General features: G+C 59.6%; 12 protein-coding genes. 7 read left to right on the top strand and 5 right to left on the bottom strand.

From position 1 onward, the window contains the following. Nucleotides 1-26 precede the first annotated feature (26 nt). Nucleotides 27-2198 (top strand): polyphosphate kinase 1, encoded by a 2172-nt coding sequence (gene ppk1, locus BMZ10_RS19460; protein ID WP_371266022.1) that lies wholly within the window; start codon nt 27-29, stop codon nt 2196-2198. Here ppk1 and ppx read toward each other — a convergent pair. From ppx to BMZ10_RS19435, 5 genes are all read right to left on the bottom strand, one after another. After that, the gene (gene ppx, locus BMZ10_RS19455) at nt 2185-3687 is read right to left on the bottom strand and encodes an exopolyphosphatase (protein WP_093465993.1); all 1503 of its coding nucleotides are present in this window, start codon (nt 3685-3687) and stop codon (nt 2185-2187) included. The two genes, ppk1 and ppx, sit on opposite strands and share 14 nt — an antisense overlap. Nucleotides 3688-4188: 501 nt before the next feature. Further along, nucleotides 4189-4923 carry an amino acid ABC transporter ATP-binding protein gene (locus tag BMZ10_RS19450; protein WP_093465991.1) on the bottom strand — a complete coding sequence of 245 codons (735 nt, stop codon included), beginning with the start codon at nt 4921-4923 and terminating at the stop codon, nt 4189-4191. Beyond that, nucleotides 4910-5560, bottom strand: coding sequence for an amino acid ABC transporter permease (locus BMZ10_RS19445; RefSeq protein WP_177182180.1), 651 nt, complete (start codon nt 5558-5560; stop codon nt 4910-4912). Before BMZ10_RS19445 ends, BMZ10_RS19450 begins: the two co-directional genes overlap by 14 nt. After that, the gene (locus tag BMZ10_RS19440; protein ID WP_093465987.1) at nt 5557-6222 is read right to left on the bottom strand and encodes an amino acid ABC transporter permease; all 666 of its coding nucleotides are present in this window, start codon (nt 6220-6222) and stop codon (nt 5557-5559) included. The genes BMZ10_RS19445 and BMZ10_RS19440 overlap by 4 nt, the downstream gene beginning before the upstream one ends. A 41-nt stretch (nt 6223-6263) precedes the next feature. Continuing rightward, nucleotides 6264-7049, bottom strand: coding sequence for a transporter substrate-binding domain-containing protein (locus BMZ10_RS19435; RefSeq protein WP_093465985.1), 786 nt, complete (start codon nt 7047-7049; stop codon nt 6264-6266). A gap of 257 nt (nt 7050-7306) precedes the next feature. On the opposite strand from BMZ10_RS19435, the gene BMZ10_RS19430 reads away from it, so the two are divergent. The 6 genes from BMZ10_RS19430 to BMZ10_RS19405 all read left to right on the top strand — a co-directional run bounded on the left by BMZ10_RS19430 (nt 7307) and on the right by BMZ10_RS19405 (nt 14557). Further along, a complete protein-coding gene (locus BMZ10_RS19430; RefSeq protein WP_093465982.1) occupies nt 7307-8011 on the top strand; it encodes a FadR/GntR family transcriptional regulator in 705 nt (234 codons plus the stop codon). Nucleotides 8012-8178: 167 nt separating this feature from the next. Continuing rightward, a complete protein-coding gene (gene trxA, locus BMZ10_RS19425) occupies nt 8179-8508 on the top strand; it encodes a thioredoxin TrxA (RefSeq protein WP_093465979.1) in 330 nt (109 codons plus the stop codon). 228 nt (nt 8509-8736) lie between these two features. Then, on the top strand, nt 8737-9996 hold the full coding sequence (gene rho, locus BMZ10_RS19420; RefSeq protein ID WP_027979976.1) for a transcription termination factor Rho: 1260 nt from the start codon (nt 8737-8739) through the stop codon (nt 9994-9996). Nucleotides 9997-10087: 91 nt separating this feature from the next. After that, entirely contained in the window at nt 10088-12049 is a 1962-nt protein-coding gene (locus BMZ10_RS19415; protein ID WP_093465976.1) for an acyltransferase family protein, read from the top strand. 73 nt (nt 12050-12122) lie between these two features. Next, nucleotides 12123-13589, top strand: a complete 1467-nt coding sequence (ubiD, locus tag BMZ10_RS19410; protein WP_093465973.1) for a 4-hydroxy-3-polyprenylbenzoate decarboxylase — start codon at nt 12123-12125, stop codon at nt 13587-13589. Beyond that, nucleotides 13589-14557, top strand: a complete 969-nt coding sequence (locus tag BMZ10_RS19405) for a CDP-6-deoxy-delta-3,4-glucoseen reductase (RefSeq protein ID WP_093465970.1) — start codon at nt 13589-13591, stop codon at nt 14555-14557. The genes ubiD and BMZ10_RS19405 overlap by 1 nt, the downstream gene beginning before the upstream one ends. Nucleotides 14558-14702: the final 145 nt, after the last annotated feature.

Here is a 14702-nt window from a genome sequence, read left to right as displayed (position 1 = left end):
CAGCAGTTGAACTTGACCCCCAGGCCATGACGCAGGAAATCACTGCCGTGGTCGAGCCGAGCATTGAAGTGCTGCCGGCCATCGAGCCGCATCCTCCTGCCGCGCCAGCCGTGGTGATTCCCAATCTGGATGACAGCAGCCTCTACATTCATCGCGAGCTGTCGCAGCTGCAGTTCAACATTCGTGTGCTGGAGCAGGCGCTGGACGAGTCCTATCCGTTGCTCGAGCGGCTCAAGTTCCTGCTGATCTTTTCCAGCAATCTGGATGAGTTCTTCGAAATCCGAGTAGCGGGCCTGAAGAAGCAGATTACATTCGCCCGCGAGCAGGCGGGGGCCGATGGTCTGCAGCCGCATCAGGCGCTGGCGCGTATCAGCGAACTGGTGCACGGGCATGTTGATCGCCAGTACGCGATCCTCAATGACATCCTGCTGCCTGAGCTGGAAAAACATCAGGTGCGCTTCATTCGTCGCCGGGCCTGGACGACCAAGCTGAAAACCTGGGTGCGGCGCTATTTCCGCGATGAGATTGCGCCGATCATTACACCGATCGGCCTGGATCCGACGCACCCGTTCCCGTTGCTGGTCAACAAGTCGCTGAACTTCATCGTCGAGCTGGAAGGTGTCGATGCGTTCGGTCGCGACTCGGGCCTTGCAATCATTCCGGCGCCCCGCTTGCTGCCGCGCATCATCAAGGTGCCGGAGGACGTCGGTGGTCCTGGCGACAACTACGTGTTCCTGTCGTCGATGATCCATGCTCACGCCGATGACTTGTTCCAGGGCATGAAGGTCAAGGGCTGCTATCAGTTCCGCCTCACCCGCAACGCCGATCTGGCGCTGGACTCCGAAGACGTCGAAGACCTGGCCCGCGCGCTGCGTGGCGAGTTGTTTTCCCGGCGTTATGGTGACGCCGTGCGCCTGGAAGTGGCCGATACCTGTCCCAAGCACCTGTCGGACTATCTGCTCAAGCAATTCAACCTCAGTGAAACCGAGTTGTATCAGGTCAATGGTCCGGTGAACCTGACCCGGCTGTTCAGCATCACCAGTCTGGACAGCCATCCGGAGCTGCAGAACGCGCCGTTCACACCGGCGATTCCCAAGCTTTTGCAGAACAGCGAGAACATCTTCAACGTCATCAGCAAGCAGGATATTTTGCTGCTGCACCCCTTCGAGTCGTTCACCCCGGTGGTCGACCTGCTGCGTCAGGCCGCGAAGGACCCTCACGTTCTGGCCGTGCGCCAGACGCTCTATCGCAGCGGCGCCAACTCGGAGATCGTCGACGCGCTGGTGGATGCTGCGCGAAACGGCAAGGAAGTCACTGCCGTCATCGAACTGCGCGCGCGTTTCGATGAAGAGTCCAACCTGCAGCTCGCCAGTCGCCTGCAAGCAGCCGGCGCGGTGGTGATTTACGGCGTCGTCGGCTTCAAGACCCACGCGAAGATGATGCTGATCCTGCGTCGTGAGGCCGGCGAGATCGTGCGTTATGCGCATTTGGGTACGGGCAATTACCATGCGGGCAACGCGCGCCTGTACACCGACTACAGCCTTCTGACCTCCGATGATGCGTTGTGCGAGGACGTCGGCAAGCTGTTCAGTCAGCTGATTGGCATGGGCAAGACGCTGCGCATGAAAAAGCTGCTGCACGCGCCGTTCACGCTCAAGAAAGGCATGCTCGACATGATCGCCCGCGAGACGCAGTTCGCGGCCGAGGGCAAGCCTGCGCACATCATCGCCAAGTTCAACTCGCTGACCGATCCCAAGATCATTCGCGCGCTGTACAAGGCCAGTCAGACCGGTGTGAAAATTGATCTGGTCGTGCGCGGCATGTGCTGCCTGCGTCCTGGCGTGCCGGGCGTTTCCCATAACATTCAGGTGCGCTCGATCGTCGGCCGCTTCCTTGAGCACACGCGGGTGTTTTATTTCCTCAATGGCGGCGACGAGCAGATGTTCCTGTCCAGTGCCGACTGGATGGAGCGCAACCTCGACAAGCGTGTGGAGACTTGCTTCCCGGTCGAGGGCAAGAAGCTGATCCTGCGGGTTAAAAAGGAGCTGGAAGGGTATCTGACCGACAACACCCACGCCTGGCTGCTGCAACCGGACGGGCGCTACATCCGCAGCACGCCGACCGGCAACCAGAACGCCCGCAACGTGCAGGCGATGTTGCTTGAGAAGTTGAGCAACCCTGTCCTCAGCGTACGCTGAGGACGATACCGACTCGGGTCAGCCACTCCGCTTCCAGCGCGAAGTCGGCCTGAGTCAGTTGGTTGTTTTCCAGCCAGCCATCGGGGAAAAGGATGTCCAGATGGTTATCGTTGGCAGTCAACACAGGCTGCGGCATCTCTTGAGTGCCGCGAATGTGATGGAACAGAATCGCAAAGCGCAGCAGCACGCACAGCCGAATCAACTTCACGCCTTCATCGCCGAACTCGGCGAACTTGTCCTTGGGGATATTGCGACGGTGTCCACGCACCAGTAGCGCCAGCATCTGCTGATCCTCGCGCGAAAATCCCGCCAGATCCGAATGCTCGATCAAGTAAGCGCCGTGCTTGTGGTAGTGATAGTGGGCGATGTCCAGCCCCACTTCATGCACCTTGGCGGCCCATCGCAGCAGTTCGCGGTACAGATCGTCTTCCAGCTCCCAGGCCTTGGCCACCTGCTCCAGCGCGGACAACGCCTTGCGCTCGACGCGTTCGGCCTGTTTCAGGTCGACATGGTAGCGATCCATGAGCGAGCTGAGCGTGCGCTCGCGGACGTCTTCATGGTGATGACGCCCGAGCAGGTCATACAACACGCCTTCACGCAGCGCGCCTTCACAGTGATCCATGCGGTTGAGTTCCAGCGCGTCGAAAATCGCTTCCAGAATCGCCAGACCCGCCGGGAAGATTGCGCGACGGTCCGGTTTGATGCCGTCGAAATCGATCTTGTCGACCTCTCCAAGCTTCATCAGCTTGCGTTTGAGCCAGGCAAGGCCGTCCGCATTGACTTCGCCGTTGCCGTGTCCGCCGGCCTTGAGCGCCAGGCCGATGGCCCGAATGGTGCCCGATGAGCCGATGGCTTCATCCCAGGTCAGGCGGTGCAGGGCGTGCTCGATGCTCATGATCTCCAGCCGCGCTGCCGTGTACGCCTGGGCGTACCGAGCCGGGGTGATCTTGCCGTCTTTGAAGTAACGCTGAGTAAAGCTTACGCAACCCATCTGCAGACTTTCGCGCAGCAGGGGTTCGAAGCGTTGCCCGATGATGAATTCGGTACTGCCGCCACCGATGTCGGCCACCAGACGTTTGCCCGGCGTGTCCGCCAAGGTGTGAGACACACCCAGATAGATAAGGCGCGCTTCTTCGCGACCAGAAATGACTTCAACCGGGTGCCCGAGGATTTCTTCGGCGCGATGAATGAATTCGTTGCGGTTACGAGCCTCGCGCAGGGCGTTGGTGCCGACGATCCGTACGGCGCCGGGCGGCATACCGTTGATCAGTTGGGCAAAACGCTTGAGGCAATCGAGCCCGCGCTGCATGGATTCTTCGTTGAGACGGCGCTCATCGTCGATCCCGGCGGCCAGCTGCACTTTTTCGCCCAGCCGCTCAAGGATGCGTATCTCCCCTTGGTGGGCTTTGGCGACGACCATATGAAAGCTGTTGGAGCCCAGGTCGATCGCGGCGATCAGCGAGAGGTTTTTGGCTGTTGAGTGCGGCATGGTCAAAAGATCTCGGTCGATAACCCCGACATCGTGCCACGATCCATCACTGCCGCCAAACCGACAACACCTTGCCGACACTGTTGCACGGCATGTACGACCGGCATCAGCCGGGAAGAACTACGTGCGCCATCGATTTGCGGTAAGGCCACTGACGTCTTCCCGGCTAAAGCCGGTCCTACAAAGCGCCCTCGTTAGGTAGATGGGTAGGACCGGCATCAGCCGGTAAGAGGCCAACGTGTGCGCCATCGATTCGCGGTGGGCGACTGACGTCTTCCCGGCTAAAGCCAGTCCTACAAAGCGCGCGGTAGAAAGGTAGGACCGGCATCAGCCGGGAGGCAGTGTGTGCGCCATCGATTTGCGGTGGGGCGACTGACGTCTTCCCGGCTAAAGCCAGTCCTACAAAGCGAGCGGTAGAAAGGTAGGACCGGCTTCAGCCGGGAAGAGGCCGGTATGTACGCCGTCAGTCACGGGTTGGCTGCAAACATCAGCCGCCAGAAGTCACGCCTGCTCAACCGACCCAATGAAATTCGCCAGCTCGGGCGTCTTCGGGTTGGCCATCAATTCCCGCGGGTCGCCCACCTCGTGCACCTTGCCTTGGTGCATGAACACCAGCTTGTCGCCAACCTCGCGGGCGAAGCGCATTTCGTGGGTCACCATGATCAGGGTCATGCCATCTTTGGCAAGCTGACGCACGACGCTGAGCACCTCGTTGACCAACTCCGGGTCCAGGGCCGAAGTGATCTCGTCGCACAGCAACACCTTCGGCGACATTGCGAGCGCGCGAGCGATCGCCACGCGTTGCTGCTGTCCGCCTGACAGACGGTCAGGGAATGCGTCGAATTTCTCGCCCAGCCCAACGCGATCGAGCATTTCTTTTGCCAGCCGGGCGGCTTCAGCCTTGGACGCCTTCTTCACAACTTGCGGCGCCAGCATGACGTTCTCGCCCACCGTCAGGTGAGGAAACAGGTTGAATTGCTGAAAGACCATCCCGACCTTCTGCCGCAGGGTGCGCAGGTCGGCACGGGCTGCGTCGAGGTACTCGCCGTCGACCTCGATCACGCCGTCGTTGATCGACTCCAGCCCATTGAGCGTGCGCAGCAGCGTGCTCTTGCCCGAGCCGCTGCGACCGATGATCGCCACGACCTGACCTTCCTCGACGCTCAGGTCGATCCCTTTGAGGACGTGGTGGTCGCCATAATATTTGTGCAGGGCGGAAATTCTAAGCAGAGGCATGAAGTCTCCTTTCCAGGTAGCGCGCGCTGAGTGACAACGGGTAGCAAAGCAGGAAGTAGCCCAAGGCAACGAAGCCGTAGACCATGAAAGGCTGGAATGTGGCGTTGGCCAGCATGCCGCCGGTTTTGGTCAGCTCGGTAAAGCCGATGATCGAGGTCACGGCGGTGCCCTTGACGACCTGCACCGAGAAGCCGACCGTCGGCGCGACCGCAATGCGCAGCGCTTGCGGGAGGATCACGTAGCGCAGTTGCTCCAGAGGCGTCAGCGCGAGGCTCGCGGACGCTTCCCACTGACCATTGGAGATCGACTCGACGCAGCCACGCCAGATCTCCGCCAGATAGGCACTGGTGAACAGCGTTAGCGCAAGCGCTGCGGCGAACCACGGTGAAATATCGACGCCCATCAGCGCGACACCGAAGAACACCAGAAACAGCTGCATCAGCAGGGGCGTGCCTTGAAACAGTTCTATATAGCCACGCGCGACGCTGCGCCAGAACGAAGTGCTGGAAATGCGCATTGTCATGACCAGCAGGCCAATCACGCCGCCGCCGATGAACGCCACCAGCGACAGGGCCAGCGTCCATTGCAGGCCCGTGAGCAGATTGCGCACGATGTCCCATAGAGTGAAATCCATCAGCGACTCCTCGCGATGTAACGTCGGCCGACCCACGCCAGCAACTGGCGGATGAGCAGCGCCATGGCCAGATAAATCAGAGTGGTGACGATGTAGGTCTCGAAGGCGCGGAAATTACGCGACTGGATGAAGTTGGCGGCGAAGCTGAGCTCCTCCGTCGCAATTTGCGAGCAGACCGCCGAACCCAGCATGACGATGATGATCTGGCTGCTCAGTGCGGGCCAGACCTTGCCAAGGGCGGGGATCAGCACCACGTGACGGAAGGTTTCGTAACGGGTCATCGCCAGCGCAGCCGATGCTTCGAGCTGACCGCGTGATATCGCCTGTATGCCGGCGCGGATGATTTCCGTCGAATACGCGCCCAGGTTGATCACCATCGCCAGCACCGCGGCCTGCCACTCGGAAATCTGCAGCCCGAGCGAGGGCAGGCCGAAGAAGATGAAGAACAGCTGCACCAGAAACGGTGTGTTGCGTATCAGCTCGACGTAAACCCCGAAAAGCGCCGAGAACGGCTGAATCTTCCAGGCCCTGACAATCGCGCCGACGACGCCGACGCTTACGCCCAACAGCGTTCCGATGGCCGTCAATTCCAGTGTGAACAGCGCCCCGCGCAACAAAATATCGGCGTTCTGCAGAACCGGAACGAAGTCGAACTGATAAGCCATCTAAATCCCTCGAATCAGGTGGGTTTGCCGGAGAACGGCGATCAGAGATCGGCAGGCAGCGGCTGCTTGAGCCAAGTCTGCGAGTTCTTTTCCAGCGCGCCGTCTTTCTTCGCCGCTTCAAGGATTTCGTTGACCTTGGCCAGCAGTTCGGGCTGACCTTTGTTGACACCGACATACACCGGTGAATCCTTGAGCTTGACCTTCAGGGCCGGGATACGCTTCGGATTCTTCTCGCTGATGGCAACCATCACCACGTTGCCGCTGGCGATCAGGTCAGTCTGGTTGGCCAGATAAGCTGCGATGGTGGAGTTGTTGTCTTCGAAGCGTTTAATAGTGGCTTCCTTGGGCGCAACGGCGGTCAGCTCGATGTCTTCAATGGCGCCGCGGGTCACGCTGATGGTCTTGCCTTTCAAGTCATCCACGCCGTTGATGGAAGCATCAGGCGGCCCGAATACAGCCAGATAAAAGGGCGCGTAGGCACGGGAAAAATCGATGACTTTTTCGCGATCCGGGTTCTTGCCGAGGCTGGAGATCACCAGATCGACCTTGCCGGTGGTCAGGAACGGGATGCGGTTAGTGCTGTTGACTGGCGTCAGCTCAAGCTTGACCTTCAGTTGATCGGCGATCAGCTGTGCGGTGTCGATGTCCAGCCCGCGCGGCTTCATGTCAGGACCGACTGAACCAAACGGCGGGAAATCCTGGGGAACGGCGACCTTGAGCGTGCCCCGCGCAGTCACGTCTTCCAGGCCATTGGCCTGAGCGGGGGCCTGGCCGAGCATCAGGCTGGCAAACAAGGCAGCAAGCAGAGCGTTGTAACGCTTGGTCATGTGACGTCTCCGGATCGATCGTAGGGTTAGGCGGATGCCGGACGACATTTGCACAGCCCATGCCACCCACACGGACGCGACCACAGAATGCGGGCTGCAGCGCCGAGGCGGTCTAACTGGTCTGAACAGTCGGTCGATGGTTCGCCCTCCTTTGGCGCGCTGCAAAGCCCCGGCGCCCCTTGCCTGGGCGTGACTTGCCGAATCCGGTGGATGACTATAAAAGAGGAATTTCCAACCGTTATCGCCTCCGGACAGTCATGCATCCGAGTCCCATTGCAGTACCTGAAGCAGCCTTTCAGGCGATCCGCAAACTGATCGTCGAGCAGGGCTACGCGCCCGGTGACAGCCTGCCATCGCAGCGGGATCTGGCGGTTCGCCTCGGCGTGAGCCGTGCCTCACTGCGAGAGGCGTTGTCGTCTTTGAGCGCGTTGGGCGTTGTCAGTGTGCAGCCCGGGAAAGGCGTTTTCGTGCAGGCCGTTTCTGAACCAGAACAGCGCACGAGCGGTTTTTCATGGCCTTATGCGGCCCACGCGTCGCCGTCAGAAACCTTCCAGTTGCGCTACGCGCTCGAAGGCTTCGCCGCAGGCCTCGCTGCGGTGACATTGACGGCCGATGAGCGCGATGTGCTTGAAGACAATGTGGAGGCCATGCGTCTGGAGCTGAAGGCCGGTGACTTCGATTGCGCCGCCAGGCTCGATTTCGACTTCCATCGACGCATTCTGGTGGCCAGCGGCAATCAGGCGATTCTCAGCATCATTACTGCGAGCGCAGACATTTTTCTCGAGAGCCAGAAACTGCCCTTCATTCGCGCGGGCAGGGCCATGGAAACCTGGCAGGAGCATCGCAAAATCCTCCGCGCGCTGGCCCGAAACGCCTCAGGTCCGGCGCAGAAAGCGATGCAGGAGCACATAAGAGGTGCGGCGTTGCGTACCGGAATCGTATTCGTCGCGCCTTCTGCATGAGGGAGCCATTTCCTTCAGGCAGTCGGGCCGTGTAAAGGTGCCGCGTCACTTCAATAAAGCTAGTCATTGATGTTCATAGCAAGAGACAATCGCCCGCGCCTTCCTGTCACGGCGTGACACAGTTATGATGGTCCACGTTTTTTTGCCTATGACCTCGGAGAAATCTCATGAGTAGCGACCTTATCAAACACGTCAGCGACGCGAGCTTCGAAGCCGAAGTCCTGAAGGCTGCTGGTCCTGTGCTGGTTGATTACTGGGCTGAGTGGTGTGGCCCGTGCAAAATGATCGCCCCGGTTCTGGACGACATCGCCGGCACCTACAAAGGCAAGGTGACCATCGCCAAGCTGAACATCGACGAAAACCAGGAAACTCCGGCCAAGCACGGCGTTCGTGGTATTCCGACGCTGATGCTGTTTAAGGACGGTGAAGTGGCTGCCACCAAGGTCGGCGCCCTGTCCAAGTCTCAGCTGCAAGCGTTTCTGGACGCCAACATCTGATGGCGCTAAAGCCCCGCAAATAGCGGGGCTTTTTTCTGGCGTTGCACTAGACGCTTGGAAAATCAAGTGGTACATTCGGCCCCGCAACGGCTTCTCCGTTGCCCCCTGCTAGCCGTCGCCGACGCTCTCCTTTCGATTTGTACGCGATCCTGTCGCCTTCTCTGCGGCGCGGCCTCATTAAGCCAAAAGCTTAATTTCCCCCTCCATACATGATTACGTCATTCCTATATGAACCTGACTGAACTCAAGCAAAAGCCTATTACCGATCTGCTCGAAATGGCCGAACAGATGGGCATAGAAAATATGGCCCGTTCGCGCAAGCAGGATGTGATCTTCTCCCTGCTGAAAAAGCACGCTAAAAGCGGCGAGGAAATCTCGGGTGATGGCGTGCTGGAGATCCTCCAGGATGGCTTCGGCTTCCTCCGCTCTGCAGACGCCTCCTACCTCGCCGGCCCAGACGACATCTACGTCTCGCCGAGCCAGATCCGCCGCTTCAACCTTCGCACGGGCGACACCATTGTCGGCAAGATCCGCCCGCCGAAAGAAGGCGAGCGTTACTTCGCACTGCTCAAGGTCGACACCATCAACTTCGACCGTCCAGAAAACGCGAAGAACAAGATCCTGTTTGAAAACCTGACGCCGCTGTTCCCGACCGTGCGCATGAAGATGGAAGCCGGTAACGGTTCCACCGAAGACCTCACCGGTCGCGTGATCGACCTCTGCGCCCCGATTGGTAAAGGTCAGCGTGGTCTGATCGTTGCTCCGCCAAAGGCGGGCAAGACCATCATGCTGCAGAACATCGCGTCGAACATCACCCGTAACAACCCTGAAGTCCATCTGATCGTTCTGCTGATCGATGAGCGTCCGGAAGAAGTGACCGAAATGCAGCGTACCGTGCGCGGCGAAGTGGTCGCCTCCACATTCGACGAGCCACCGACCCGTCACGTGCAAGTCGCCGAAATGGTGATCGAAAAGGCCAAGCGTCTTGTCGAGCACAAGAAGGACGTGGTCATCCTGCTCGACTCCATCACCCGTCTGGCGCGCGCCTACAACACCGTTATTCCGAGCTCCGGCAAGGTATTGACCGGTGGTGTCGACGCCCATGCACTGGAAAAGCCAAAGCGTTTCTTCGGTGCGGCTCGTAACATCGAAGAAGGCGGCTCGCTGACCATCATCGCCACCGCGCTGGTTGAAACCGGCTCGAAGATGGACGAAGTGATCTACGAAGAATTCAAAGGCACCGGTAACATGGAACTGCCTCTGGATCGCAAGATCGCTGAAAAGCGCGTCTTCCCGGCCATCAACATCAACCGTTCCGGCACGCGCCGTGAAGAGTTGCTGACTGCCGATGACGAGCTGCAGCGCATGTGGATTCTGCGCAAGCTGCTGCATCCGATGGATGAAGTGGCTGCCATCGAATTCCTGGTCGACAAGCTGAAACAGACCAAGACCAACGATGAGTTCTTCCTGTCGATGAAGCGCAAGTAAAGCGCTCCACCGAACCGGCTGTAAAAAAATGGTGTCCCTTGGGGCACCATTTTTTTAGTTTTCATTCGCACATCAGGAGACAGGGAGCGTCATGCATACGTTTGGCAACCGTCGTGACATCGACGGGTTGAGGGCTCTGGCCGTAATACCGGTCGTGCTCTTTCATTTCGGCCTTGGTTTCAGCGGGGGGTTCGTCGGTGTAGACGTATTCTTCGTCATTTCCGGCTATCTGATCACCTCCATCATTTTTCGTGAGATCAGCGCGGGGCGTTTCAGCTTCGTCGATTTCTGGGCAAGACGTGCGCGTCGTATCCTGCCGGCGCTCAGTGTGGTGCTGCTGGCCTGCCTTGTCGTGGGCTGGCTGTTACTGACCCCGAAGGATCTGTCGCAGTTGGGAAGGGCGGTTCGTTATCAGGCCACCTTCATGTCCAACATTCTGTTCATGAGGCAAGACGGTTATTTCAATCCGGCTTCGGATTTCAAGCCACTGCTGCATACGTGGTCGCTGTCGGTCGAAGAGCAGTACTACGTGTTCTTCCCGATGCTCATGGTCCTGCTCACCCGCTTCTTCAAGCATTGGCGCATGGTCCTCGGCGGCCTTTTGCTGCTGTCCTTCGGCCTGAATATCTGGATTATCAATCGCAACCCCGACGCTGCTTTTTTCCTGCTGCCGATGCGAGCATGGGAGCTGCTGTGTGGCGCGATGCTCGCGGTCGTCCCGGCAACCTCCACTAAGCTGCGGCCTTGGGTCTACGAGGCGGTGAGCTGTCTGGGGCTGTTGTCGGTGCTGTATGCGATGTTCGCGCTGGACAAATTCACGCCGTTTCCCGGGAAGGCTGCGCTGCTGCCGGTACTGGGCGCAGCAGCAATGATCTGGGCCAATGGTCATCGCAGCACGGTAGTGGGCCGCGTGCTCAGCCATCCGGCGCTGGTGGGTGTCGGGCTGATTTCCTACTCGCTGTACCTGTGGCACTGGCCGGTTTTCGTTTATGCGAATGCGATATCGGTAGACGCCATGGTGTGGAGTGAGTCAGTGCTCTGGATTGCGTTAAGCGTGATGCTGGCCGTCCTGAGCTGGAAATTTGTCGAGCTGCCGTTCCGCGACAGGCGTGTGCTGGCCACTCGTAAATCGATATTGGTCGGCGGGCTGGCGGCGATTGTCGTGTTAGGCACGACCGGGCAGGTCATTCGCTCGGCCGATGGCGTACCGGACAGGCTGTCCGGGCTTGCCAAGGCGTATGCCGATTCCCGCGAGTGGCAGGCAGGTCAGCTACAGTGCCTGATGGACAGCGACAGCAGAGAGCCGATGAAAGTGTGCCGTTTCGGTCCCGAGTCGCACGATACCCCTGAACAGCTGGTGTGGGGCGACAGCCATGCGGCGCACTTGCTTCCTGCGATCAAGTCGGACGCAGAACTGTACAACCAGCCGGTCTGGCTCATATCGCTGTCCGGGTGCCCGCCGATTCCGGGCAAGGTTTCTCGAAAACAATGCGCGGACTTCAACAAGCGGGTGGCGAGCCTGATTCAGGAAAAGCGTATCCACGACGTGGTTCTTGCCGCGCGCTGGAGTCTGTACCTCTACGGTGCCGAGGACGGTGACATGCGCAACGCCATCTATAAGCATGAGAGCCGCGAGGTTGCCGAGCAGCGAGTGTCAGCGCAGATTCGCGAGACCGTCGCCAGCATTCGTCAGACCGGCGCCCAGGTATGGCTGGTCAAGGAAGTACCTTTGCAGCGTCAAGGGACGATCGCGCGGCTGAGCAGCCTGGCGATGGTGGGGCGATCGGCGGCGGACGTGGGTCGCCCGATCACCGATCACCTGGCTCGACAGCACTTCATCAGCGAGTTGTTCGCCAGCCTCAGCGCGGCCGATCCGAACGTGCATGTACTGGACCCTGCACCGATCCTGTGTCCGGACGGCATCTGTCGTGCTGCGCTTAAAGGGGTTTCCCAATACAAGGACGAAGATCACCTGTCCGATCACGGTGGAGAGCGCATGAAGCCGCTGCTGGCGCCGGTCTTCCTTGGTGAAAACACGCTTCGGGGCGGCTGATTGCGTGTTCGACAGCTGCTGTCGGCCGCCAGAGCAGGTAGGATGTGCATCTATTTGTTAAGTGGCCGGGTTAATGAAATTCAAGGATCTACGGGATTTCGTGCAGCAGCTTGAGCAGCGCGGAGAGTTGAAACGCATCCAGGTACCCATTTCCCCTGTGCTGGAGATGACCGAAGTCTGCGACCGGACCTTGCGTAACAAGGGCCCGGCACTATTGTTCGAGAACCCGACCGGCTATGACATTCCGGTGCTTGGCAACCTCTTCGGCACGCCCGAGCGTGTCGCGATGGGGATGGGCGCCGAATCCACCGAAGAGCTGCGGGAGATCGGCAAGCTGCTGGCCTTCCTCAAAGAGCCCGAGCCTCCGAAAGGCCTGAAAGACGCCTGGTCGAAGTTGCCGATCTTCAAGAAAGTCATCTCCATGGCGCCGAAGGTCGTCAAGGACGCGCCGTGTCAGGAAGTGGTCATCGAAGGCGATGACGTCGACTTGGGCATGCTTCCCGTCCAGACGTGCTGGCCGGGAGATGTCGGTCCTTTGATCACCTGGGGACTGACCGTCACCAAAGGCCCGAACAAAGAACGCCAGAATCTGGGTATCTACCGTCAGCAGGTCATCGGCCGCAACAAAGTGATCATGCGCTGGCTGAGCCATCGTGGTGGCGCGCTGGACTTCAAAGAGTGGTGCGACAAGCATCCGGGTCAGCCATTCCCCGTCTCCGTGGCTTTGGGCGCAGACCCTGCGACCATCCTTGGCGCCGTCACGCCGGTGCCTGACAGCCTGTCCGAGTACGCGTTCGCCGGTTTGCTACGTGGCAATCGGACCGAACTGATCAAATGCCGTGGCAACGATCTTCAAGTGCCGTCCAGCGCCGAGATCGTCCTCGAGGGCGTGATTCACCCCGGCGAAATGGCTGACGAGGGTCCCTATGGCGACCATACCGGTTACTACAACGAGGTCGACAGCTTCCCGGTGTTCACCGTCGAGCGCATCACCCACCGCATCAAGCCGATTTACCACAGCACTTACACCGGCCGTCCACCGGATGAGCCCGCGATTCTGGGTGTGGCGCTGAACGAAGTGTTCGTGCCGATCCTCCAGAAGCAGTTTCCGGAAATCACTGATTTCTATCTGCCGCCAGAGGGTTGCTCGTATCGCATGGCGGTCGTGACCATGAAGAAGCAGTATCCCGGCCACGCCAAGCGCGTGATGTTGGGTGTCTGGTCGTTTTTACGACAGTTCATGTACACCAAGTTCGTTATCGTCACCGATGACGACATCAATGCTCGTGACTGGAATGACGTCATCTGGGCGATTACCACGCGCATGGACCCCAAGCGCGATACGGTGATGATCGACAATACGCCTATCGATTACCTCGACTTCGCCTCGCCGGTCTCCGGCCTGGGTTCGAAAATGGGACTCGATGCCACCCATAAATGGCCAGGCGAGACCACCCGGGAATGGGGGCGCGCCATCGTCAAAGACGACGCCGTGACTCGCCGGATCGATGACATCTGGAATCAGCTGGGAATAGATTGATGCGCGTAACCTTGCAGCCGTCGGGCGCAGTAATCGAAACGTTGCCTGGCGAGCGGATCCTCGACGCCGCTCAGCGCCTGGGCTACGAATGCCCGCAAAGCTGTCGCAACGGCAACTGCCATATCTGCTCGGCACTGCTGGTCGAAGGCCGCGTGCTGCAGGCGGGTGAAGTGCTTGAGCACGGCGAAATCTACACCTGCCTGGCGGTGCCGCAGGCGGACTGCGTGGTCCTCTGGGACAGCGTTCTGGCCCTTGGTGAATTGCCGGTGCGCACGTTCGCCTGTCAGGTCAGCGAGTGTGTCGAGGTAGGCGGCGATGTCTGGCGTGTCATGCTGCGTGCCCCGGCCGGCAAGCCGCCGCGCTATCACGCGGGTCAGTATTTGATGATCGAGCGGGACGACGGCGAGAAGTCGGCGTTTTCCATGGCATCGGCGCCTGAGAGCGGTCGCGATCTTGAATTTCACGTGCTGGCGAGAGAAGCCAGCGCTCAGAATCTGATCAAGCAGTTGCAACGCGAGGGCATGGCGCGCGTCGAGCTGCCCTTTGGCGATACACACCTGGGCGAGCTCCCGGACGGTCCGCTGGTATTGATCGCCGCCGGCACCGGCATGGGGCAGATGCACAGTCTGATCGAGCACTGCCGGGCCAAAGGTTTTCCGTATCCGGTGCATGTGTATTGGGGCGTTCGCCGTCCGGAAGACTTTTACGAGCTCAAGCACTGGGATGAGTGGAAGACGCTGCCCAACCTGCATCTGCACAAGATCGTCAGTGACCTGTGTAGCTGGGAAGGACGCTGCGGGATGCTGCACGAAGCCGTGTGCGAGGATTTCAAGGACCTCAAGTCGATCTACGTCTACGCCAGCGGTTCGCCGGCGATGGTCTATTCCACGCTTGATGCGCTGGTGCTGGCCGGGATGGACGCGCATCAGATGCGTGCTGACGTATTTGCCTACGCGCCGCGCGCCTGACCGTCCGCCCAATGGCGGCAGCCGTGGAGAGTTAATTGCATCAGAATAGGTGCGGGGTCGGTTTTTCGGCGTCACGGCCCGCACGTTGCTCGCAACAGTGTCTGAATGTTGATTCGCTGTTGCGTGAGTCGCTTCAAGCAGTACT

The organism is Pseudomonas sp. NFR16 (genome assembly GCF_900108875.1).
Taxonomy (GTDB): Bacteria; Pseudomonadota; Gammaproteobacteria; order Pseudomonadales; family Pseudomonadaceae; genus Aquipseudomonas.
This window is presented reverse-complemented; position numbering and strand designations above follow the sequence as displayed.

Excerpts from the sequence above, each read along its gene's own strand:
- ppk1 (WP_371266022.1), top strand. The coding sequence starts at position 27 with ATGACGCAGGAAATCACTGCCGTGGTCGAGCCGAGCATTGAAGTGCTG.
- ppx (WP_093465993.1), bottom strand. The coding sequence starts at position 3,687 with ATGCCGCACTCAACAGCCAAAAACCTCTCGCTGATCGCCGCGATCGAC.
- BMZ10_RS19450 (WP_093465991.1), bottom strand. The coding sequence starts at position 4,923 with ATGCCTCTGCTTAGAATTTCCGCCCTGCACAAATATTATGGCGACCAC.
- BMZ10_RS19440 (WP_093465987.1), bottom strand. The coding sequence starts at position 6,222 with ATGGCTTATCAGTTCGACTTCGTTCCGGTTCTGCAGAACGCCGATATT.
- BMZ10_RS19435 (WP_093465985.1), bottom strand. The coding sequence starts at position 7,049 with ATGACCAAGCGTTACAACGCTCTGCTTGCTGCCTTGTTTGCCAGCCTG.
- BMZ10_RS19430 (WP_093465982.1), top strand. The coding sequence starts at position 7,307 with ATGCATCCGAGTCCCATTGCAGTACCTGAAGCAGCCTTTCAGGCGATC.
- trxA (WP_093465979.1), top strand. The coding sequence starts at position 8,179 with ATGAGTAGCGACCTTATCAAACACGTCAGCGACGCGAGCTTCGAAGCC.
- rho (WP_027979976.1), top strand. The coding sequence starts at position 8,737 with ATGAACCTGACTGAACTCAAGCAAAAGCCTATTACCGATCTGCTCGAA.
- BMZ10_RS19415 (WP_093465976.1), top strand. The coding sequence starts at position 10,088 with ATGCATACGTTTGGCAACCGTCGTGACATCGACGGGTTGAGGGCTCTG.
- ubiD (WP_093465973.1), top strand. The coding sequence starts at position 12,123 with ATGAAATTCAAGGATCTACGGGATTTCGTGCAGCAGCTTGAGCAGCGC.
- BMZ10_RS19405 (WP_093465970.1), top strand. The coding sequence starts at position 13,589 with ATGCGCGTAACCTTGCAGCCGTCGGGCGCAGTAATCGAAACGTTGCCT.